The organism is Rhizobium sp. YJ-22, assembly GCF_029601685.1.
Classification (GTDB): Bacteria; Pseudomonadota; Alphaproteobacteria; order Rhizobiales; family Rhizobiaceae; genus Metarhizobium.
On the sequence record NZ_JARRIR010000003.1, the window covers coordinates 374857 to 396248 of the forward strand.

The 21392-nt window shown below is 65.4% G+C and carries 19 protein-coding genes; 10 read left to right on the top strand and 9 right to left on the bottom strand.

The features are described 5' to 3' along the window. Nucleotides 1–4: 4 nt before the first annotated feature. Nucleotides 5–832: an HTH-type transcriptional regulator BhcR gene (gene bhcR / locus P7F60_RS09770; protein WP_277917544.1), complete on the bottom strand. Its 828-nt coding sequence runs from the start codon at nucleotides 830–832 to the stop codon at nucleotides 5–7. Nucleotides 833–996: 164 nt separating this feature from the next. Here bhcR and gcl point away from each other — a divergent pair, with 164 nt between their 5' ends. From gcl to P7F60_RS09795, 5 genes are all read left to right on the top strand, one after another. Beyond that, nucleotides 997–2784 (top strand): glyoxylate carboligase, encoded by a 1788-nt coding sequence (gene gcl / locus P7F60_RS09775; protein WP_277917545.1) that lies wholly within the window; start codon nucleotides 997–999, stop codon nucleotides 2782–2784. 71 nt (nucleotides 2785–2855) lie between these two features. Next, nucleotides 2856–3635, top strand: a complete 780-nt coding sequence (gene hyi, locus P7F60_RS09780; RefSeq protein WP_277917546.1) for a hydroxypyruvate isomerase — start codon at nucleotides 2856–2858, stop codon at nucleotides 3633–3635. A gap of 35 nt (nucleotides 3636–3670) precedes the next feature. Then, nucleotides 3671–4555, top strand: coding sequence for a 2-hydroxy-3-oxopropionate reductase (locus tag P7F60_RS09785; RefSeq protein WP_277917547.1), 885 nt, complete (start codon nucleotides 3671–3673; stop codon nucleotides 4553–4555). Between the two features lie 195 nt (nucleotides 4556–4750). Then, a complete protein-coding gene (locus tag P7F60_RS09790; protein ID WP_277917548.1) occupies nucleotides 4751–6031 on the top strand; it encodes a glycerate kinase in 1281 nt (426 codons plus the stop codon). 106 nt (nucleotides 6032–6137) lie between these two features. After that, nucleotides 6138–6896, top strand: coding sequence for a hypothetical protein (locus P7F60_RS09795; RefSeq protein WP_277917549.1), 759 nt, complete (start codon nucleotides 6138–6140; stop codon nucleotides 6894–6896). 52 nt (nucleotides 6897–6948) lie between these two features. Here the strand turns inward: P7F60_RS09795 and P7F60_RS09800 are convergent, their stop codons facing one another. The 8 genes from P7F60_RS09800 to P7F60_RS09835 form a co-directional block, all read right to left on the bottom strand. Then, nucleotides 6949–7773, bottom strand: a complete 825-nt coding sequence (locus P7F60_RS09800) for an amidohydrolase family protein (protein ID WP_277917550.1) — start codon at nucleotides 7771–7773, stop codon at nucleotides 6949–6951. 18 nt (nucleotides 7774–7791) lie between these two features. Further along, entirely contained in the window at nucleotides 7792–8214 is a 423-nt protein-coding gene (locus P7F60_RS09805) for an RbsD/FucU domain-containing protein (protein ID WP_277917551.1), read from the bottom strand. A 27-nt stretch (nucleotides 8215–8241) separates the two neighbouring features. After that, a complete protein-coding gene (locus tag P7F60_RS09810; RefSeq protein ID WP_277917552.1) occupies nucleotides 8242–9273 on the bottom strand; it encodes an aldo/keto reductase in 1032 nt (343 codons plus the stop codon). Nucleotides 9274–9283: 10 nt separating this feature from the next. Then, the gene (locus P7F60_RS09815) at nucleotides 9284–10288 is read right to left on the bottom strand and encodes an ABC transporter permease (protein WP_277917553.1); all 1005 of its coding nucleotides are present in this window, start codon (nucleotides 10286–10288) and stop codon (nucleotides 9284–9286) included. Continuing rightward, complete coding sequence (locus tag P7F60_RS09820) at nucleotides 10285–11256, bottom strand: ABC transporter permease (protein WP_277917554.1); 972 nt, start codon at nucleotides 11254–11256, stop codon at nucleotides 10285–10287. The genes P7F60_RS09815 and P7F60_RS09820 overlap by 4 nt, the downstream gene beginning before the upstream one ends. Next, nucleotides 11253–12773 (bottom strand): sugar ABC transporter ATP-binding protein, encoded by a 1521-nt coding sequence (locus P7F60_RS09825; RefSeq protein WP_277917555.1) that lies wholly within the window; start codon nucleotides 12771–12773, stop codon nucleotides 11253–11255. Before P7F60_RS09825 ends, P7F60_RS09820 begins: the two co-directional genes overlap by 4 nt. Before the next feature lie 174 nt (nucleotides 12774–12947). Then, a complete protein-coding gene (locus tag P7F60_RS09830; protein WP_277917556.1) occupies nucleotides 12948–13991 on the bottom strand; it encodes a sugar ABC transporter substrate-binding protein in 1044 nt (347 codons plus the stop codon). A gap of 92 nt (nucleotides 13992–14083) precedes the next feature. Beyond that, complete coding sequence (locus tag P7F60_RS09835; protein WP_277917557.1) at nucleotides 14084–15196, bottom strand: iron-containing alcohol dehydrogenase; 1113 nt, start codon at nucleotides 15194–15196, stop codon at nucleotides 14084–14086. Between the two features lie 203 nt (nucleotides 15197–15399). On the opposite strand from P7F60_RS09835, the gene P7F60_RS09840 reads away from it, so the two are divergent. The 5 genes from P7F60_RS09840 (at nucleotide 15400) to P7F60_RS09860 (ending at nucleotide 21341) form a co-directional block, all read left to right on the top strand. After that, nucleotides 15400–16077 carry a GntR family transcriptional regulator gene (locus P7F60_RS09840; RefSeq protein WP_277917558.1) on the top strand — a complete coding sequence of 226 codons (678 nt, stop codon included), beginning with the start codon at nucleotides 15400–15402 and terminating at the stop codon, nucleotides 16075–16077. Then, nucleotides 16077–17618 (top strand): altronate dehydratase family protein, encoded by a 1542-nt coding sequence (locus P7F60_RS09845; RefSeq protein WP_277917559.1) that lies wholly within the window; start codon nucleotides 16077–16079, stop codon nucleotides 17616–17618. Before P7F60_RS09840 ends, P7F60_RS09845 begins: the two co-directional genes overlap by 1 nt. A gap of 83 nt (nucleotides 17619–17701) precedes the next feature. Then, nucleotides 17702–19240, top strand: a complete 1539-nt coding sequence (locus tag P7F60_RS09850) for a GMC family oxidoreductase (protein ID WP_277917560.1) — start codon at nucleotides 17702–17704, stop codon at nucleotides 19238–19240. A 28-nt stretch (nucleotides 19241–19268) separates the two neighbouring features. Continuing rightward, nucleotides 19269–20057, top strand: coding sequence for an SDR family oxidoreductase (locus P7F60_RS09855; protein ID WP_277917561.1), 789 nt, complete (start codon nucleotides 19269–19271; stop codon nucleotides 20055–20057). A gap of 177 nt (nucleotides 20058–20234) precedes the next feature. After that, entirely contained in the window at nucleotides 20235–21341 is a 1107-nt protein-coding gene (locus P7F60_RS09860; protein ID WP_277917562.1) for a glycerol dehydrogenase, read from the top strand. Nucleotides 21342–21392: the final 51 nt, after the last annotated feature.

Sequence of the window (21392 nt, forward strand, 5' to 3'; positions counted from 1 at the left end):
AAAGTCAAGCGCCGGCCACACGCCCGCCCATCGCCTTGGTCAGCCCCGCAGCAGCCGTCACCACGATGGGTCCGAGCGCGTCCACCTTCTCGTCCGGCAGGCGCACGGCCGGGCCGGAGACGGAGATGCCGGCGACCGCCTCGCCATATTCGTCGAAGATGGGGGCGGCGACGCAGCGCATGCCGAGCGTGTGCTCCTCGTCGTCGATGGACCAGCCGCGGGCGCGGATGTTTGCGATATCGTCGAGCAGCAGGGGCAGGCTGTCGCGGGTCTTGTCGGTGAAATGCTGCAAGGTGCGGCCAGCCAGCAGCGCCTCGATGCGGGCATCCGTCCAGGTCGACAGGATCGCCTTGCCGATGCCGGATGCATGGATCGGCCCGCGCCTTCCAGGGCGGAAGAAGGCGCGCATCGGCGCATGGCTTTCCACCTGCGAGATGAACACCACGTCGCCGTCGTCCTCGATGGCGATATTGGCGGTCTCGCCGCAACCCTCCATCAATTGCTTGAGAAACGGCCGGCTGATCGTGCCGAGCTTGCGGAAACGCAGGTAAGCGGTGCCGATCTCGAAGGCCTTGACGCCGATGGTCCAGGCGCCGGTCTCGGCGTCATGGGTCACCATGCCATGGCCGGCCAGCGACGTCAGCAGCCGGTGGACGGTGGACGGGGCCATGCCGGACTGGTCGGCGAGATCGGTCAGCCCCGCGCCATCGGCGCCGGCCACCAGCTCCAGCAGCTTCAGGCTGCGGTCCAGCACCTGAACGGAGGAGGGCGCGGCGTTCTTGCCGGCCTTGCGCCCCGGTTTGCCCCTCGTCGTTTCCTGCCGCCCGGCCATGCCTGCCTCTTCCTTTTTGGTGAGTCTCTCATAGCCGCCCTGCATCGATTGTTCCAGTTTTGTTGAAAATGTTTATTTCCATATGATGAGATTGATTTCCATTTTTAGATTGCGCGCCTCCGCCGTTGCGCTACCCTGCCTGTGAAGAGACGGAGGAAGACCCAATGGCGAAAATGCGTGCTGTCGATGCGGCCGTGCTGGTTCTGGAGAAGGAAGGCATTGCCTGCGCCTTCGGCGTTCCCGGCGCTGCGATCAATCCCCTCTATTCGGCGATGAAGGCGCGCGGCTCGATCCGCCATGTGCTGGCCCGCCATGTCGAGGGCGCCAGCCATATGGCCGAGGGTTACACCCGGGCGAAGGCCGGCAATATCGGCCTGTGCATCGGCACGTCCGGCCCTGCCGGCACCGACATGATCACCGGCCTCTATTCGGCCTCGGCGGATTCTATTCCCATCCTGTGCATCACCGGCCAGGCGCCGCGCGCCCGCCTCGACAAGGAAGATTTCCAGGCGGTCGATATCGCCAAGATCGCGGCCCCGGTCACCAAGTGGGCGGTCACGGTCATGGAGCCGGCGCTGGTGCCCTTCGTTTTCCAGAAGGCGTTCCACACCATGCGCTCCGGCCGTCCGGGCCCGGTGCTGATCGACCTGCCGATCGACGTCCAGCTCGCCGAAATCGAATTCGACATCGATACCTATGCCTCGCTCGGCGCCTACAAGCCGGCCGCCACCCGCGCCCAGATCGAGAAGGCGCTGGCCATGCTCAATGAGGCGGAACGGCCGCTGATCGTTGCCGGCGGCGGCATCATCAATGCCGATGCCTCCGACCTGCTGGTCGAATTCGCCGAGATCACCGGCGTTCCGGTCGTGCCGACGCTGATGGGCTGGGGCACGATCCCCGACGACCACCCGCTGATGGCCGGCATGTGCGGCTTGCAGACCTCGCACCGCTACGGCAATGCGACGATGCTGGCTTCGGATTTCGTCCTCGGCATCGGCAATCGCTGGGCCAATCGCCACACCGGCAATGTCGCGACCTATACGCAGGGGCGCAAGTTCGTGCATGTCGATATCGAGCCGACCCAGATCGGCCGCGTCTTCGCCCCCGATTTCGGCGTGGTTTCCGATGCGGGCGCCGCATTGAAGCTGTTCCTCGACGTCGCCACCGAATGGAAGGTTGAAGGCCGGCTGCGCGACTGGTCGTCCTGGCGCGAGGAATGCCGCGCCCGCAAGCGCACCATGCTGCGCAAGACCCATTTCGACCAGACGCCGCTGAAGCCGCAACGCGTCTATGAGGAGATGAACAAAGCGTTTTCGCGCGATACCTGCTACGTCTCGACCATCGGGCTCAGCCAGATCGCCGGCGCGCAGTTCCTGCATGTCTACAAGCCGCGCAACTGGATCAATTGCGGCCAGGCCGGCCCGCTCGGCTGGACGCTGCCGGCAGCCCTTGGGGTTCGCGCCGCCGATCCGGACCGGCCGATCGTCGCGCTCTCGGGCGATTACGACTTCCAGTTCCTGATCGAGGAACTGGCGGTCGGCGCCCAGCACAAGCTGCCCTATCTGCATGTGGTCGTGAACAATTCCTATCTCGGCCTCATCCGCCAGGCGCAGCGCGGCTTCAACATGGATTTCGAGGTCTCGCTCGGCTTCGACAACATCAATGCCACCGCCGATTCCGAAGCCGGCTACGGCGTCGACCATGTCGCGGTCGCCGAAGGCCTCGGATGCAAGGCGATCAGGGTGCGCAGCCCCAACGAGTTCCAGGAAGCCTTTGCCACGGCGCAGGATCTGATGCGGGAGCACCAGGTTCCCGTCGTCATCGAGTTCATCCTCGAACGGGTCACCAACATCGCCATGGGCGCCGATATCGATGCCGTCGTCGAATTCGAGGAATTGGCCGAACGCGGCGAGGACGCCCCGACCGCGACGCTGGCCGCCCTGCTGGACTGAGGAAAAGCATTTCCAGGAAAAGTGTGAAGCGGTTTTCCGTCCGGAAATGCGTCAATATCAGGAGAACAAAAATGCCGAAATTTGCGGCCAATCTCACCATGCTGTTTACCGAAGCGCCGTTCATGGAGCGTTTCGCCCTGGCCGCCAAGGCCGGTTTCGAAGGGGTGGAATATCTCTTCCCCTATGATTTCGACCGCGACGCCATCCGCGCCGAACTTGACAGGCACGGCTTGAAGCAGGTGCTGCACAACCTGCCCGCCGGCAACTGGGCCGGCGGCGAGCGCGGCATCGCCATCTTGCCCGACCGCATCGATGAGTTCCGCCGTGGCGTCGCCTCCGCCATCCAGTATGCGACGACGCTCGGCTGCACGCAGATCAATTGCCTCGCCGGCATCATTCCGGCCGGCATTGCTGAGGACGTGCTGCGCACCACCTTCGTCGCCAACCTGAAATACGCCGCCGCCGAACTCGGCAAGCACGGCATCAAGCTTTTGATCGAGCCGATCAACCGCTTCGATATTCCCGGCTTCTACCTGCATACCCCGGCGCAGGCGGCCTCGATCATCGCCGAGGTGGGCAGCGACAACCTCTACATCCAGTACGACCTCTACCACCAGCAGCGCACCGAGGGCGAGCTGATCGGCACCTTCAGGACGCATCAGGCGAAAATCGCCCATGTGCAGCTGGCCGACAATCCCGGCCGCAACGAGCCGGGGACCGGGGAGATTGCCTATGGCTACGTGTTCAAGACGCTGGATGGCCTTGGTTACGACGGCTGGATCGGCTGCGAATACAAGCCGCGCACGACGACGGAAGAAGGCCTCGGCTGGCTGGCCGAAGCCGGCCGCTGAGCCGGACGCATCGTTACAAGATCGGGAGACAGAACATGGCAAACATCGGATTCATCGGCCTCGGCATCATGGGCGCGCCCATGGCCCGCCACCTGCAGCAGGCCGGCCACACGGTCATCACCTCGAAACATTCGAGCCCGCCGCGCCAGGAGCTGGTGGAGGGCGGCCTCCGGGTCGTCGATACGCCGAAGGCGGTGGCCGAAGCCGCCGAGACCATCATCCTGATGCTGCCGGATACGCCGCAGGTGCAGGATGTGCTGTTTTCTGAAAACGGCGTCGCCAAGGGCCTTTCCGCCGGCAAGCTGGTCATCGACATGAGCTCGATCTCGCCGATCGAGACCAAGGAATTCGCCAAGAAGGTTCGGGCGACCGGCGCTGAATATGTCGACGCCCCGGTATCGGGTGGCGAAGTCGGGGCGAAGAACGCCTCGCTGTCGATCATGGCCGGCGGTTCGCAGGAAAGCTTCGACCGGGCGCTGCCGCTGTTCCAGCTGATGGGCAAGAACATCACGCTGGTCGGCGATTGCGGCGACGGGCAGGTGACCAAGGTCGCCAACCAGATCATCGTGGCGCTGACCATCGAGGCGGTGTCCGAGGCCCTCGTCTTCGCCTCCAAGGCCGGCGCCGATCCGGCCCGCGTCCGCGCGGCGCTGATGGGCGGTTTCGCCTCGTCGCGCATTCTCGAAGTGCATGGCGAGCGCATGGTCAAGCGCACCTTCGATCCCGGTTTCCGCATCTCGCTGCACCAGAAGGATCTGAACCTCGCGCTGCAGGGCGCCAAGGCCATCGGCGTCGCGCTGCCCAACACGGCCTCGACGCAGGAACTGTTCAACCAGTGCGCCGCCCATGGCGAGGCCGGTCTCGACCATTCAGGTCTCGTCAAGGCGCTGGAGCGCATGGCGAACCACGCCGTCGCCTGACGACGGCCTGGCCGGGCGGGGAGGGGAGCCCCGCCCGGCCGTTTTTTGATGCGCGGACGTTGTCCCTCTGAAAAACCGGACCGCCAGGGCCTTTTCCGGCCTTGAGAGGCGCGCCATTTTCTGCGATGGCGCCTATCGATGCGATGATGTGATTGCGGGCGACCTGCCCAAGCGCCCGATACCCGGAGGAAACCCATGTCGATTGCCAATCCGCGCGCCTTTCTGGAAAGCCTCTTTCATGCCGCCGTGGCTGCTGCCGATCCCGAAAAGGTGCTGGCTGCCAACCTGCCGGAAAAACCGAAGGGGCGCACGGTGGTGATCGGCGCCGGCAAGGGCGCGGCGCAGATGGCGCGCGCCTTCGAGCGCCTCTGGGACGGCCCGCTGGAGGGCGTCGTCGTCACCCGCTATGGCTATGGCGCGCCATGCGAGCGTATCGAGGTTCTCGAAGCCGCCCATCCGGTGCCGGATGAAAACGGGCTTGCCGCCTCGGCCCGGCTGAGCGCGGCCGTCAGCGGGTTGACGCAAGACGATCTGGTGGTGGCGCTGGTGTGCGGCGGCGGCTCGGCGCTATTGCCGTCGCCGGCGGGCGACCTGACGCTCGCCGACGAGATCGCCGTCAACCGGGCGCTGCTCGCCTCGGGCGCGCCGATCAGCGCCATGAACGCCGTGCGCAAGCAGGTGTCGCGCATCAAGGGCGGACGGCTTGCCGCCCTTGCCCATCCGGCCCGCGTCGTCTCGCTGGTGGTTTCCGATATTCCCGGCGACAATCCCGCCCTCGTCGCCTCCGGCCCGACGATATCGGACGCCACCACCCGCGCCGATGCTTTGCGTCTCATCGAGCGCTACCGTCTCGACCTGCCGGAAAACGTCATGCGCCATATCCGCGACGGCAAGGACGAGCCGCCGCTGCCGGGCGATCCCCGTTTCGCCCGCAACGAGGTAAAACTCGTCGCCTCCGCCGCCGTGTCGCTGGAAGCCGCCGCCGAAGCGGCGCACAAGGCCGGCATCGAGGCTGTCATCCTCTCCGATGCCATCGAGGGCGAGGCGTGCGAAGTCGGCCGCGTCCATGCGGCAATCGCGGCGGAAGTCGTGCGCCGCGACCGGCCGTTCCAAAAGCCGGTCGTCATCCTCTCCGGCGGCGAGACCACCGTGACCATCAAGGGCAAGGGCAAGGGCGGCCGCAACGGCGAGTTCCTGCTGTCCTTCGCCTGCGCCATCGACGGCTTGCCGGGCATTTGCGCGCTCGCCGCCGATACCGACGGCATCGACGGCTCCGAGGACAATGCCGGCGCCTTCGCCGACGGCGACAGCGTGTCGCGCCTCGCCGACCAGGGCAGGGACGCCGCCGAATTCCTGGCCCGCAACGATAGCTGGAGCGCCTTCGATGCGCTTGGCGACCTCTTCGTTCCCGGCCCGACCGGCACCAATGTCAACGATTTTCGCGCGATCCTGGTCCAGCAGGCTGAGTTGCCGTGATTTTCCGGTGAATTCGCGCGGCTGAGCACGACGGGGGTTGAGCAAATCAGCCAGGACGTGCATTGTCACAGGCTTGTCACACGATAAGCCTGAGGCAGAAGGATTGATGGCGGGGTTTGAGTCGGGCATCGCGGAACGCCTGTGTGCGATCGTGGAGAAGCAGGGCCCGGGCGAACGTGTCTGGCGCATCGAGCTCGATGGCGTCACCTACTGGGTGAAGCGGCCGGAAGCGCATTCCCTCTGGTGGCGGCTGCGCAAGGGGGATCCCGCGCGGGCGCTGGAGCGCGAGCGCAAGGGCCTGCATGCCATGCGCCGCCTTGGCCTGCCGGTCGCCGATCTCGTCCATGAAGGCCCCGATTACCTCGTCACCCGCGATGCCGGCATTCCCATGTCGGAGGTGGTGCGCAGCACGACGATCCCCGACGAGGAGCGCTGCCGCGCGCTGCTTTGCGCCGCCACCGCCCTGCATCGCATCCATGAGGCAGGGCTTGCCCATGGGCGGCCGAACCTCAAGGACATCCTCTGGGACGGCGCCGACGTCACCTTCATCGATCTGGAAATGTTCGGCGTGGTGCGCAACCTGCGCCGCGCGCAGATCCTCGACCTGCTGATGTTCGGCCTGAGCTGCTTTGCGGTCGGCGGCCGCGCCGCGCCCGATATCGACCGGGCGTTGCTGCATTACCGCAAGCTCGATCTCGGCAATATCTGGAGCGGGGCGATCCGCTGGCTGCGCCGGGTGCGTCCGATCGAGCGCGCCACGCGCCCGATCCAGCGCTCCGCCAAGCCGATGCGCGACCTGCGCGCCTTCTCGGCTCTGGTCGAGCACATGCTGGACGACGAAAAACGCGCGGCGGAGGGGCGCTGACGCGCGTCGCGCATTTCCCAGCCGGTGAGATCGCTGCGGGCGTCGGGACGCTTTAGCCGAGCCGGTAGAACCGCAGCCCGTTGGTTTCGAATATCCCCTGCAGCGCGTCCGCCCCGAACATCCCGCCGAGCAGATCGCGGGCGAGGTCGACGACGTGGGCGTGGCTGGCCGCCAGCGTGCAGACCGGCCAGTCGGAGCCGAACACCAGCCGCTGCGGGCCGAAGGCGTGGGCGACATGGGTGACGAAGGGGCGGATGCGTTCGGCCGACCAGTCGGGACCGGCCTCCGTCACCAGCCCGGAGATCTTGCAATGCAGGCCGGGAATGGCGGCCAGCGCCGTGATGCCCTCGGCCCAGCCGGCCTCCATCGGCCGGGTCATGTCCGGCTTGGAGATATGGTCGAGAATGGCGTGGACGCCGGGCGTCGCCCGCAAGGCCTCGATCATCGCCGGCAGATGGCGGGGGAAGGTGAGGATGTCGAAGGGAACGCCGCGCCGGGCGACTTCGGCCAGCGAGGTGCGGAAGCGCGGATCGGCGATCAGCGCGGGATCGTGGCCCTGTAGCATCGGGCGCAGACCGATCCATTTTTCCTGCGCCGCATAGTGATCGAGCCGCGCGGCAAAATTTTCCTGGAGCATGTCCATCCAGCCGACGACGCCGGCGACGAAATCGGTCTTGCGGGCGATATCGAGCAGGTAGTCGGTCTCCGCCTCGGTCTCGGCGGCCTGCACCAGAACGGTGCGAGTGATGCCGGCCGCCTGCATCAGCGGCCGAAGATCCTCGGGTCCGAAATCGCGCAGCAGCGGTTTCAGGTCCGGCGTCATCCAGCCGTAATCGCCGCGGGCGACGGCCCAGAAATGGTGATGCGCGTCGAGCATGTCTTGTTCCCTAACCCATTACGTGCGCAGCACGCCCTTCTTCAGGATGATATTGGCATAGAGCCGGCGCTCGCCGGTGGCAATCACGGCATAGGCCTCCTTGGAGCGATCGTAGAAGGCGAAGCGGTCGATGGCCTCCAGCGGCAGCGCCTTGCCCTCGGCCTTTTCGAGCAGTGCCTCGAATTCCGGGTAGATGGCCGGGCGCTCGCCGGGCGCATCCATGGCGGCGGCGGGCTGGTCGACGAAATCGTCGAGCGGCAGCACCGACAGAACCGCCTCCAGCACATCCGTCGCGCTGATGCCCGGCAGGCGCACCAGACGCTGCGCCACCGCATCGGCCGGGAAATTGGCATCGGTGATGACGATCTCGTCGCCATGGCCCATGTCGGACAGGATGGCCAGCAGTTCGCCTGATAGCAACGGATTGATGGATTTCAGCATGGTATCCTCTTCATTCCAAAAGGGTTTTCAGCCGGCCTTGGCCAGCGCGGTATCGAGATCGGCCCAGATTGCATCGGGCAGATCGGTGTCGAACCATTCGACATTCTGTTTCAGCTGCGCCGCCGTCTTGGCGCCGATGACGACGCAGGTGGCGGCCGGATGGCGCATGGGAAAACGGATGGCGGCGGCGGCGAGCGGCACGCCGTAATCGTCGCAGACGCCGCGCAGCGCCTCGACGCGGGCGACGATTTTGGGATCGGCATCCGCATAGTTGAACTTTTTGCGCCCGCCCTTGGGCGCGGCCAGAATGCCGGAATTGTAGACGCCGGCGAGAACCAGCGCCATGCCGCGCTTTTCGGCCAGCGGCAGGAAGCTTTCGCCGGCATCGCGGTCGAGCAGCGAATAGCGACCGGCGAGCATGGAAACGTCGAGATCGGTCTCCTCCAGCGCGTCGCGGATCGCTTCCCATTCGTTGACGCCGAGGCCGAAGCCCTTGATATCGCCGGCCGCCTTCAATTCCTGCAGCGCGCGAAAACCGCCGCCCCTGGTCAGCGCGCCCCAGTGATGGTCGTGCAGATCGGCATGGGTAACGCGGCCGATATCGTGGACGTAGAGAATGTCGAGCCTGTCCATCCCAAGCCGCTGCTGGCTGTCGTCGAAGCTGCGCATGACGCCGTCATAGCTGTAGTCGAAGACCTCGCGGAAGGGCAGACCGTTCCACCAGCCGGGATCGAGCGGGTTCTTCGGCGGCGCCGGCGGCAGCTTGCGGCCGGCGCGCTCGGTGGTCATCAGCCGTCCCACCTTGGTGGAGAGCACATGGCTGCCGTCGTGTTCACGCAGCACCTGGCCGGTGAGGTGTTCGGAGCGGGTCAGGCCGTACATCGGCGCGGTGTCGAAATAGCGGATGCCGAGATCCCAGGCGGCATTCAGCATCTCCAGCGCCTGCGCGGTCGGCACGTCGGCATAGAGGCCGCCGAGCGGGGCCGAGCCGATGCCGAGTGCTGTGACTTCGAGGCCGGTCTTGGCGACCTTGCGGCGGGTGGTGGCGGTCAGGGTCATCTTGGCTCCTTCAGGTATGGGCGCGGCCACGATTGCGGCTTCTGGCGAAAACCACAAGCCCGACGCCGATCAGAAGCAGGCTGCCGCGCACGATCTGGCGCTCGCTGTCGGTCCAGCCGAGAAGGGCGGCACCGTTCAGCAGGCCGATGAGGAAGATCACCGCCGCCAGCGTGCCGAGCACATTGGGTTTGCCGAGCTTCAGCGCCATGCCGCCGAGCAGCACCGAGGTCAGCCCGTCGAGGAAATAGGAGGTGCCGAGATAGGGCTGGCCGGAGGAAAGATTGGCCGCCAGCAGCACGCCCGCCAGCGACGAGACGATGCCGGACAGCACGTAGAGCATGAACAGCATGCGGTTGACCGGCACGCCGGCTTCGACGACAGCGGCGCGGTTCTGCTCCAGCGCATAGATGTAATGACCGAAGGTCAGCTTTTCCTGCACGAACCAGGAGATGGCGTAGAGCAGGCCGACGATGACGCCGATCAGCGGCACGACGCCGAGGCGCAGGTTGAGGATCGAACCGACGAAGCCGGTATTGGACAGCGAAATCGAGGTGCCCAAGCCGATGGCCGCCGCGACAGAGGCGGCAAGCGCGCCGGTGGCGATGGTGATGACCAGCGCCGGCAGGCGAAGCCCGGCGACGAGACCGGCATTCAGCAGGCCGAAGACGAGGCCGGCGGCAAGGCCGCCCAGCGTCGCTAAGGCCCAGCCGCTGCCTGCCTGCACGAGGCCGGCGACAATCATGTTCGACAGCGCCGCCACCGACATGAAGCTGACATCGATCTCGCCGGCGGCGACGATCCAGGTCAGGCCGAGGAACATCAGCGCCGCGATCGATGCCGACATCAGCATGCCATGGATATTGCCGGGCGCGATGAAGGTCGGGCGCAGCCAGGCGAAGGCGATGAAGACGACGATGACCAGCAGGAAGAAGCCGTAGCGGGTGAAGACGCCGCCATGGCGGTGGGGTTTTGCCGGTTGGCGGGCGGGCGAGAGCGAGGCGGTGATGTCCGTCATGCCGTCTTGTCCTTCTTGGCGACCAGGGTGCGGAACAGGCCGGAGACGCGCGGATCGAACAGCGCGATGGCCGCGATCAGCACGGTGCTGACGATGGCGTCCGAATAATAATAGGGGATGGCGAGCAGAGTGAAGCCGTTGAGCATGGTCGACATCATCAGCGTGCCGGCAAGCGTGGCGCCGACCGAAGGCCGGCCGAAGAGGGCGGCGCCGAGATAGACGGCGGCGAAGGCCGGCATCAGGAGCTGGTTGCCGGCGGTGACGTTGGCGGCGCCGGAGGACGCGACCAGCAGCGTGATCGACAGACAGGCCATCATGCCGCAGATGGCGAAGGCGGCGACGATCAGCGTGCGCGTCGGAATGCCGGAAAAGCGCGCCGAGGTGCGGTTTTCACCCGTCGCATAAAAGCCGCGGCCGAAGCGCGAGGCATGCAGCACCACGAAGCCGACGATGGCGGCCGCCATCAGGATGGCGAAGGGCATGTCGAGGCCGAGGATCTTGCGGTCGTTCAGGTCGAGAATGCCCGACATGAAGAAGTTCTGCGAGATCGAGGTGCCGTTGGAATAGAAATAGGAAAAGCCGATGGCGAGGCCGCCGGTGGCGATGGTGGTGACGATATCGGGCAGGCCGAGGCGGGCAACGGCGACGCCGTTGACGAGGCCGAAGGCGATACCGACCGCAAGCCCGCCGCAGACCGCGACCGACAGCGGCATGCCTGACGCGATCAGCCAGCCGAGCGTCATGGCGCCGAGCGAGGCGACGCCGGGAAAGGACAGGTCGAACTGGCGCACGACGATGACGAAGGTCAGGCCGAGCGCGGCCAGCCCCTGCACCGACATATGCCGCATCAGCGCGCGAATATTGCCCTCGGAGAGGAAGGCGGCGTTCTGCGTCCAGAACAGGCCGGCGATGACCGCGACAAGCGCGACGAAGGCCAGCAGACGAATGATCAGGCGGCCGGAAATCATGCCGTCATCTCCCCCATGATGCCTGCGGAAAGAAGCTGGTCGCGGGTGGTCGCCCGGTCGGGCGCGCCGATGGGCGCTCCCTTGTAGAGCGCCACCGTGCGGTCGGCCACGCCATGCACCTCGTCGCAATCCGAGGAGATGACGATCACGGCCGCATCGCGCGAGATTTCCCGCATCAGGCTGTAAATCTTGGAACGGGCGCCGATATCGACGCCTACGGTCGGTTCGACGAAGATATAGACCTCCGCCTGGCGATAGAGGCCCTTGGCGATGACCACCTTCTGCTGGTTGCCGCCGGAAAAGCCGCGAAGCGCGCGGTGGAGCTTCGGTGGCTGCAGATCGACCTTGGCGGCGAGCGCCGCCGCCTGCTTGCGGTTGTCGCCGAAACGCAGGATGCCGCCGAGCGAGGCGCGGCCGAGATTGGCGAGCGTGGTGTTGAACACCACGTCCTCATCCATGGTCAGGCCTTCGCTGCGCCGGTCGCCGGGCACGAGGAAGATGCCGGCCTGCAACGCCTGCGCCGCTGAGCGGAAGCGTACGGCGCGGCCCTTGAGATGGATTTCGCCGCTATCAGGGGCGACGACGCCGAACAGCGCCTTGGAGAGTTCGTCGACGCCGGAGCCGACCAGGCCGAAAATGCCGAGGATCTCGCCCTTGCGGGCGGCGAAGGAGACGTTGCGGAACAGGCCTTCGGCCGAGAGGTTCTTCGCCTCCAGCACGATGTCGCCATCGGTCTTTTGCGAGCGCGGCGGGAAGGTCAGGCCCTTGTCGGAATCCAGCATCAGGTTGGGGATCGAGATCTTTTTCTCGCGCGCTTCCTTGACCGTATGCGTCGCGACATTGCGGCCGCCGCGAAAGACGGTGAAGGCGTCGGCGATCTCGAATACCTCTTCGAGGCGGTGGGTGATGTAGATGATGGCGATGCCGGCGGCCTTCAGCGTTTTCATCATCGAAAACAGCGAGGCCTTTTCGCGCTCGGTCAGCGTCGAGGTCGGCTCGTCGAGGATGAGGATGCGGGCGTTTTCGAGCCTCAGCGCATGCAGGATGGCGACGATTTCGCGGTCCACCGCCGGCATGTCGGCGACGCGGCGGCCGAGATCGATATCGATGGGGAAGCGCGACAGCATGGCTTGCGCGCGCGCCGCGATGCCGGAGCGGTCGATGCGCGAGAACAGGCCGGGTTTTGCGCTTTCATGGCCGAGAAAGATGTTTTCGGCGCCGGTCAGGTCGCCGACCAACTCGGGATGCTGCTGCACCACGGCCACGCCCGCCTCGATCGCCGCGCGCGGCGAGCCCAGATCGTAAGCCTTTCCGGCGATCTCGATGGTCCCGCCATCCTTGGAATAGACGCCGGAGAGGATCTTGATCAGCGTCGACTTGCCGGCGCCGTTGACGCCGAGCAGAGCATGGACCTCGCCCTCCCCAAGACAGAAGTCGACATCGTCAAGCGCGTTGACATCGCCGAAGCGTTTCTGGATCCCGCGCATCGCGAGGATCGTGCCCGTTTGACCAGCCACAGCCGGGTTCCTCCTGAAGTCTATCCGCCTCCCGGAACGGGCGGCGACGCCTGCCGCCACCCGCTGGGGGAGGAATTTTTTCCGTTTTCCCGTCTCCTCCGGGGGAGAAGGTCGAAGAGGCGGACTCTGCCTCCTGTCGAAGGGCGAGGGAATGATCGAGAGGCTTAAAAGCCCTTAGAGAACCCGCGCCCAGCCGAGCTTTGCCGCTTCGCCCGGCATGTCGTAGGTGTCGGGAATGTTCGGCAGCGGGTCGAGCGAGGCCTTGGTCACCGCGTAGGACGGGGTGATGACGAAGCGCGGGGCCTGGCGGCCGGCGGCGACTTCCTGGGCATAGAAGGCGTTCATATAGGCCATTTCGTAGAAGCTCTGCGCCATGGTCAGCTTGAACGGCGAATCCGCCTTGATGTATTCGAACGACTGCTGGCCGCCGTCGATGCCGGTGATCATCACCGGGCGACCCGAAGCGCGGATCGCGAGCGTGCCTTCGGAGGCCGCGCCATCCCAGGCGCACCAGATGGCGTCCAGTTCCGGATTGGCGGTGAGGATCTGGTCGACGACCTGACGCGGCGTGGTCGAGCCGCCGAGCGCAAAGGCGATTTCCGAGACGATCTTGATGTCGGGGTAGCGAACGAAGACCGACTTGGCGCCGAGCGTGCGCTGGTCCCAGCTCTCGTTCGACGGCAGCGACACGAGCGCCACCTTGCCTTTGCCGCCCAGCTGGTCGGCGATATATTGCGCCGGATGGGCGCCGAGGCCGAAATTGTTCGACATTGCCGTCGAGGTCACGGTGACGTTGGGCACGTAGGAGTCACCGACGAAGATCGGAATGCCGGAAGCGACGGCCTGCTGAACGGCCGGCGAGATCGCGGCGGCATCGGCGGGCGTGATGAAGATCGCGGCCGGCTTGGCCTCGACGAAGGCGAGGATCTGGTCGGCCTGCTTCTTGACGTCGTAATTGGCGTCGGCGATCGTCAGCTTGCCGCCGAGACGCTCGACGGCGTCCTTGTAGCCGTTGACGATGTGGCGGCCGGATTCCCAGACGGTCCAGCCGAGCGAGGCACAGAAGGTCTTTTCGGCATTCTGCGCCCAGGAGAATTCCGGGCGGGCCAGTGCGGCGGCGACGGTGGTCGCGGCGGCTGCCGAAAGCAGGCCGCGCCGCGTCAGGCGGAAGCCGCCGGCATTGTCGACGAATTCCGGCTGCTTGTTGTCTTCAGTCATTTCCATCCTCCCAAGATCGGGCGCTCCAGGCCCGGTTCGATATGCCTTTGCCGGACGGAACCCCCGTCCGGCCGTTCCAGACGCCAATCGCCTCAGGCGGCGTGGCGCAGAATGTCGAGATAGTCCGCCTGACTGGCGATCCGCGGATTGGTCGCGTGGCAATGGTCCTTCAGCGCGGCATGCGAGACCTGCTCCATCATCGCTTCCGTCACGCCCATCTCCTTCAGCCCCGAGGGCATGCCGAGACGGATGTTGAGGGCGGCGACGACGTCATCGGGCTGGCCGCCCATGCGGCTCGCCAGCACGTCCCATTTGCCGCCGATCACCTCGCGGTTGAAGCGCAGCACCGCCGGCATCAGCACGGCGTTCAGCGTGCCGTGATGCAGGTTGAGTTCGCGGATGGCGCCGAGCGGATGGGTCAGCGCATGCACGGCGCCCAGTCCCTTCTGGAAAGCCATGGCGCCTTCCAGCGCGCAGACCATCATGTCGCGGCGCGCCTTGCGGTCGGTGCCGTCGGCCATGGCGCGCTCGATGGCGCCGAGACCGCAATCCAGGCCATGCAGCGCAATCGCCTCGGCCGGCGGATTGAAGGCCGGCGCCATGTAGGTTTCCAGGCAATGCGAGATGGCGTCCATGCCGGTGGCGGCCGTCAGGCGCGGCGGCAGGCCATAGGTGAGTTCTGGATCGCACAGCGCAATCGAGGGCAGCATGAAGCCGGAGAGAATGCCGAGCTTGCGTCCGTCCGCCGTGATGATGACGGCGGCGCGGCCGACTTCGGAACCCGTGCCGGAGGTGGTGGGCACGGCGATCATCGGACAGATATTGCCATGGATGCGGGCGACGCCGCCGGACACGGCAGTATATTGCTCCAGCGGTCCCGCATGCCCGGTCAGCAGGCGAACGGCCTTGGCGAGATCGAGCGACGAGCCGCCGCCAAGCCCGACGATGCCGTCGCAACCGCTCTTCAGATAAAGCGCATGGGCGGCGACCACCGCCTCTTCCGTCGGGTTGGCCGGGGTCTCGTCGAAGACGACGGCGCTGTCGCCGAGAAGGGCGGCCACGCGGCCCGCAAGTCCCGAAGCGGAAAGGCCTTTATCGGTTGCGATCAGCGGCCGCTTGACGTTCAGCGCGGCGAGAAATTCCGGCAGGCGGGCGATCTCGCCTTCGCCGAATTCGATGCGCGTCAAATAGGTGATCGTGCTCACAGGCGCACCTGCGAGACCGTGGCGCCGATGCGCTTTGTCATGGTCTTCTCCCTGATGGCGCCGCGGGATCGCTTGCGGTCCCTGCGGTAGCTCATATATGAGTTATACAGGCTACAGATATATGAGTTTGTCAACCGACTCCGAAAAAATAATTGCAACACCCCATAAAATATGCGTAATTACAGGCAGGAGAGGAAACACGCATGCTCAAACAACCCACACAGAAAGCCGATCAGGTATATGAGTTGCTGCGGCACTCGATCATCATGCTGGAGATCCAGCCGGGCGCGCCGATTGTCGAAAAGGACATCTGCGCCGAGCTTTCCGTGTCGCGCACGCCTGTCCGGGAGGCGGTCCAGAAGCTGGCGGAAGAGGGGCTGGTCAATGTCATTCCCCATTCCGGCACCTATGTCAGCCACATCTCGTTTCAGGTGGCGGAGGAAGGTTTCGTCATCCGCCGGGCGCTGGAGATCGAAAGCGTGCGCCGCGCCGCCCAGCGTTTCGACGAGGCGGGCGGCCGGGAACTCGACGCGCTGGTCGGGCGCATGCGCGGCCTGATCGAAACCGGGCAGCTGGAGCGCTATCTCGACGAGGACGACGCGCTGCATGCCAAGATCGCGCAGATGAGCGGCATGCCGCGCATCTGGAAATTCATCACGCTGGCCAAGGTGCATCTCGACCGCATGCGACAGCTTTCGGCCCCGGTTCCGGGCCATCTCGCCATGGTGACGGAGCAGCATGCGGCCATCGTCGCTGCCATCCGCGCCGGCAAGCCGGACCAGGCGGAACTTGCCATGCGTATCCACCTGGAATCGTCCTTCGACGTCATGGCCAGGCTCTATCAGGAAAGAACCAGCATGTTTTCACAGGAAGCGCCCTGATGGCGGACGCAAGCAACTACATCTCGCCGCTGATCCGGCTCAATTCCGGCGACAATGTCGCCGTTGCCCGCGAGCAGATCGATCCGGCCGTCATGCCCGATATCGACGGCCTGCGGCCGCTCGCCAAAATTCCGCGCGGCCACAAGATCGCGCTGTCGCCGATTGCCCGCGGCGCCGCGGTGACCAAATACGGCCAGACCATCGGTTTCGCCAGCGAGGACATCGAGGCCGGCCAGCATGTGCACAGCCACAACCTCGCCGTCGGCGAATTCACCCGCGACTACGCCATGTGCGCCGATGCCGTGGCGCCTGAGATGGTGCCGGAGCCGGAGCGCGCCACCTTCATGGGCTATGCCCGCCCGGATGGCCGCGTCGGCACGCGCAACTACATCGCCGTCATCTCCTCGGTGAACTGTTCCGCCACCGTCTCCAAGGCGGTCGCGGCGCATTTTTCGGCGCCCGGCGTCATGGAGCGTTATCCCGGCGTCGACGGGGTGATCGCGCTGACCCATGGCGGCGGCTGCGCCTTCAACACGAAAGCGGAGGGTTACGATTACCTGACCCGCACCATCGCCGGTTACGCCACCCATCCCAATGTCGGCGGCGTGCTGATGATCGGGCTTGGCTGCGAGACCAACCAGATCCCGGCGCTGCTCAAGCGCGAGGGTCTTGGCGAAAACGACCGGCTGCGCACCATGACCATCCAGCAGGTGGGCGGCACGCGCCGCACCATCGAGGCCGGCATTCGCGCCGCCGAGGACATGATGCCGCTCACCGGCGCCATCGAACGCACGCCGCAGCCGGTCAGCGGCCTGTCGCTGGCGCTGGAATGCGGCGGTTCGGACGGTTATTCCGGCATTTCCGCCAATCCCGGCCTCGGCTATGCCGCCGATCTGCTGGTCCGCCATGGCGGCACGGTCATCCTCGCCGAAACTCCCGAGATCTATGGGGCCGAACATCTGCTGACCCGGCGCGCCGTCAGCCCCGCCGTCGCCGAAAAGCTGTTGCAGCGCATCGAATGGTGGCGCGACTATACCAGCCGCAACAATGCCGAGATGGACAACAACCCCTCGCATGGCAACAAGCAGGGCGGCCTGACCACCATTCTCGAGAAATCGCTGGGCGCGGTCGCCAAGGGTGGCATGTCGCGGCTGAACGCCGTCTATGAATATGCCGAAAAGGTCACCGAGCCCGGCCTCGTCTTCATGGATACGCCGGGCTACGATCCCGTCGCCGTCACCGGACAGGTGGCGGGTGGGGCGAACCTGATCGCGTTCACCACCGGGCGCGGCTCCGTCTCCGGCTTCAAGCCGGCGCCGACGCTGAAGCTCGCCACCAATTCCGACATGTATCGCCACATGGTCGAGGACATGGATATCGATTGCGGCACGGTGGTAACAGGCGTCGAGACCATCGAGGCGCTGGGACGGCGCATCTTCGAGCTGATGATCGATACGGCGTCCGGCAAGGAGACCTGCAGCGAGGCCTTCGGCTACGGCGACAATGAATTCGTGCCCTGGCAGGTCGGCGCCGTCATGTGACGGCCGATCACCGGGCAGTTTGAGCCCATGAACGAGACGTTTTTCCCTGCCTGGACCTCCAGGCGGGCAGGAGGAGATTTGCGATGAACACGATCGACACCCACTATGACGTGGTGATCGTCGGCGCCGGCGTCGGCGGCGGCGCCATGGCCAATCGGCTGTCTGCGACCGGCGCGCGCGTGCTGATGATCGAGCGCGGCAACTACCTGCCGCGCGAGGCCGACAACTGGTCGGTGAAGGCGGTTTTCCACGACCGCAAATATACCGCCAACGAGACCTGGCGCGACAAGGACGGCAAACCCTTCCACCCTTCGACCTTCTATTATGTCGGCGGCAATTCGAAATTCTTCGGCGCCGCCACCGTGCGTTTCCGCGTCGAGGATTTCGAGGACCTGCAGCATGAGGGCGGCGTCGCGCCGGCCTGGCCGGTGCGTTACGCCGATTTCGCCCCCTATTACGACGAGGCCGAGCGGCTGATGGGCACGCATGGCACGGCCGGCGCCGATCCGATCGAACCGCCGCGCTCCGGCCCGATGCCCTATCCGACCATCGGCCACGAGCCGGAAATCGAGGCCATCGCCGAAAAGCTGCGCGCCAAGGGTCTGCGGCCCTTCCCGCTGCCGATCGCCATCGACCGCCACAAGGGCGGGGCCTGCATTCGCTGTTCCACCTGCGATGGTTTCGCCTGCAAGCTGGGCGCCAAGAACGATGCCGAAGTGCGCCTCGTCGCGCCCGCGCTTGCCAGTGGTCGCGTCGATCTGGTGCTCGACACCAAGGTGCGCCGCATGCTGACCGATGCATCGGGAAAACGCGTCACCGGCATCGAGGTGGAGCAGGACGGTCAGGTCAAGGTGATCTCGGGCGACCTGTTCATCTCCTCGGCCGGCGCGATCAATTCGACGGCGCTGTTGCTGCGCTCGGCCAATGACAAGCATCCGCGCGGGCTCGGCAACAACACCTCCGATCAGCTCGGCCGCAATTACATGGCCCATAACAATACGGCGATGATGGCGATCCACCCCTTCCGCAAGAACCGGGTGACCTTCCAGAAATCCATGGCGATCAACGATTTCTATCTCGCCAATGCCCACCGCCCCTGGCCGATGGGCAATGTGCAGGGCTTGGGCAAGCTGCAGGGCGGCATGCTGACCGCCAATGTCAGATGGCTGCCGGAATGGCTGATGGACCGCTTCGCCGAGCGCTCGGTCGACTGGTGGATCATGTCGGAAGACCTGCCCGATCCGAACAACCGCGTAACGCTCGACAGCGACGGCACCATCCGCGTTGCCTATACGCCCAACAACCTGACCTCGCATAACGAGCTGGTGCGCCACTGGACCCGCATCATGCGCTCCATCGGCTATCCGATCATCATCACCCAGCGCATGGATATCACCGTGTCCATGCATCAATGCGGCACCGCCCGTTTCGGCAACGATCCGGCGACGTCGGTGCTCGATCCCACCTGCAAGGTCTGGGACGTCGACAATCTCTATGTCGTCGACGCGTCCTTCCTGCCCTCGTCCACCGGCTTCAACCCGTCGCTGACCATCGTCGCCCAGGCGGTGCGCACGGCTGAGCACATCACATCCAACGTTTTCAAGGCAAGCACGGCGGCCTGAACCGCCGCACCGTTTCGGGAGGATACCCATGAATGCTGTCAACGGAGGTCTGTTCGACCTCACAGGCAAAATCGCCATCGTCACCGGCGCGTCGCGCGGCATCGGCGAGGCGCTGGCCAAGGGGCTGGCGGCGCAGGGCGCAAGCGTCGTCGTCAACTACCAGTCGGCGGCCGGGCGGGCCGATGCCGTCGTCGCGGCCATCGAGGCGGCCCGCGGCAAGGCGAAGGCCATCCAGGCCGATATATCGGTGGAGGCCGATGCCGACCGGCTGATCGCCGAGACCGTCGCCGCCTTCGGGCGTGTCGATATCCTCGTCAACAATGTCGGCATCGTCTTGCCGGCGGCGGCTGAGGATTGCTCGCTGGACACCTGGCGGCGCACCATGTCGGTCAATCTCGACGGCGTCTTCCTCGTCTCGCGCGCCGCCGGCCGGCAGATGATCGCCCAGAAATCCGGCTCGATCATCTCCATTGGCTCGATGTCGGGCCGCATCGTCAACTGGCCATTCCGCCATGCCGCCTACAATGTCTCCAAGGCCGGCGTGCATATGCTGACCAAGGCGCTGGCGACCGAATGGGCCGAGCACAACATCCGCGTCAACGCCATTGCGCCGGGCTATATCCGCACCGAGCTGACCGACGAGGTCATCAAGGAACATCCCGACGTGGTGCGCGACCATTGGGAAAAGGGCGCGGTGCAGAACCGCATCGGCCGCGTCGAGGAACTGGTCGGCGCCGCCGTCTACCTCGCCTCCGATGCCGCCAGCTTCACCACCGGCGAAATCATCACCATCGATGGCGGCCTGACGCTGCGTTAAAGCATAATCCGACCGGAGTGAAACGAGGATCGAGAAGATTATGCTTAAAACAAAAGAGCTTAGAGTGCCGATCTGATCCCATCAGATCGAAAGGCGCTCTAACGGCCAAGCAATTCCAGGAAAAATGTGAAGCGGTTTTCCGTCCGGAATTGCGTTGAAAGGATAAGGGATAAAATCATGCTGACTCGCGGATATGGCGGCCCGTTGCGCTATGTGCAGGGGCCGGGGGTTCTGGCCGATCTCGGAACCTATGCGGCAGGCCTTGGAAAGAAGGCGCTGCTGCTGTCGGACGCCTTCGTCGACAAGACCTATGGCGAGGCGCTGCGCGCTTCGCTCCTCAAGGCCGGCGTCGAGACCGTCTCGACCGTCTTCGGCGGTGAATCCACCGATGCGGAAGTGAAGCGCTGCGCCGAACTCGGGCGCGGCGTCGATGTCGTCATTGGTGTGGGCGGCGGCAAGACGCTGGATACCGGCAAGATCGCCGCCCGCGACGTCGGCGCGCGCATCATCACCGTGCCGACGATTGCCTCCACCGACAGCCCGACCAGCTCGATCGGCGTGATCTACACGGCCGAAGGCGTCTACGACCGGGTGGAGCGCTGCTATCGCAACCCGGATGTCGTGCTGGTGGATTCGCAGGTCATCCTGCGCGCGCCGGTGCGCTTCCTTGCCGCCGGCATGGGCGATGCGCTGTCCACCTGGTTCGAGGCGCGCTCGAATTTTGAAAGCCGCTCCAACAACTACATTGCCGATGGCTACGCCCCGACGATTGCCGGCGCACAGGTTGCGCGCGCCTGCCATGAAACCCTGATGCGCGACGGCCGCGCCGCCTATCTGGCGGCCAAGGCCGGCTGCCTGACGGAAGCGGTGGAAAACATCATCGAAGCCAATACGCTGCTTTCCGGCCTCGGCTTCGAGAACTGCGGCGTCTCGGCCGCCCATGGCATCCATGACGCGCTGACCGTGCTGGAACCGACGCACCACTTCTTCCACGGCGAAAAGGTGGCTTTCGGCATCATCGGCCTGCTGGTTCTGGAAAACCGCGACCCGCAGGAGATTGCCGAGGCGATCCGCTTCTGCGCCGATATCGGCCTGCCCGTGCGGCTTGCCGATCTCGGTCTCGGCGATGTCTCGGATGCCGACCTGCTGCGCGTCGGTGAAACCGCGATGAACCCGGCGAGCGTCATCCATTCCGTGCCGCGCACGCTGACCGCCCGCATCGTCGCCGACGCCATCCGCACCGCCGATGCGCTGGCGACCGATCTGCTGGCGCGCCAGCGCTGACGGACCGGAGACAAGGCAACGCCCCTCTTCGCCGAAGAGGGGCGTTTCGTT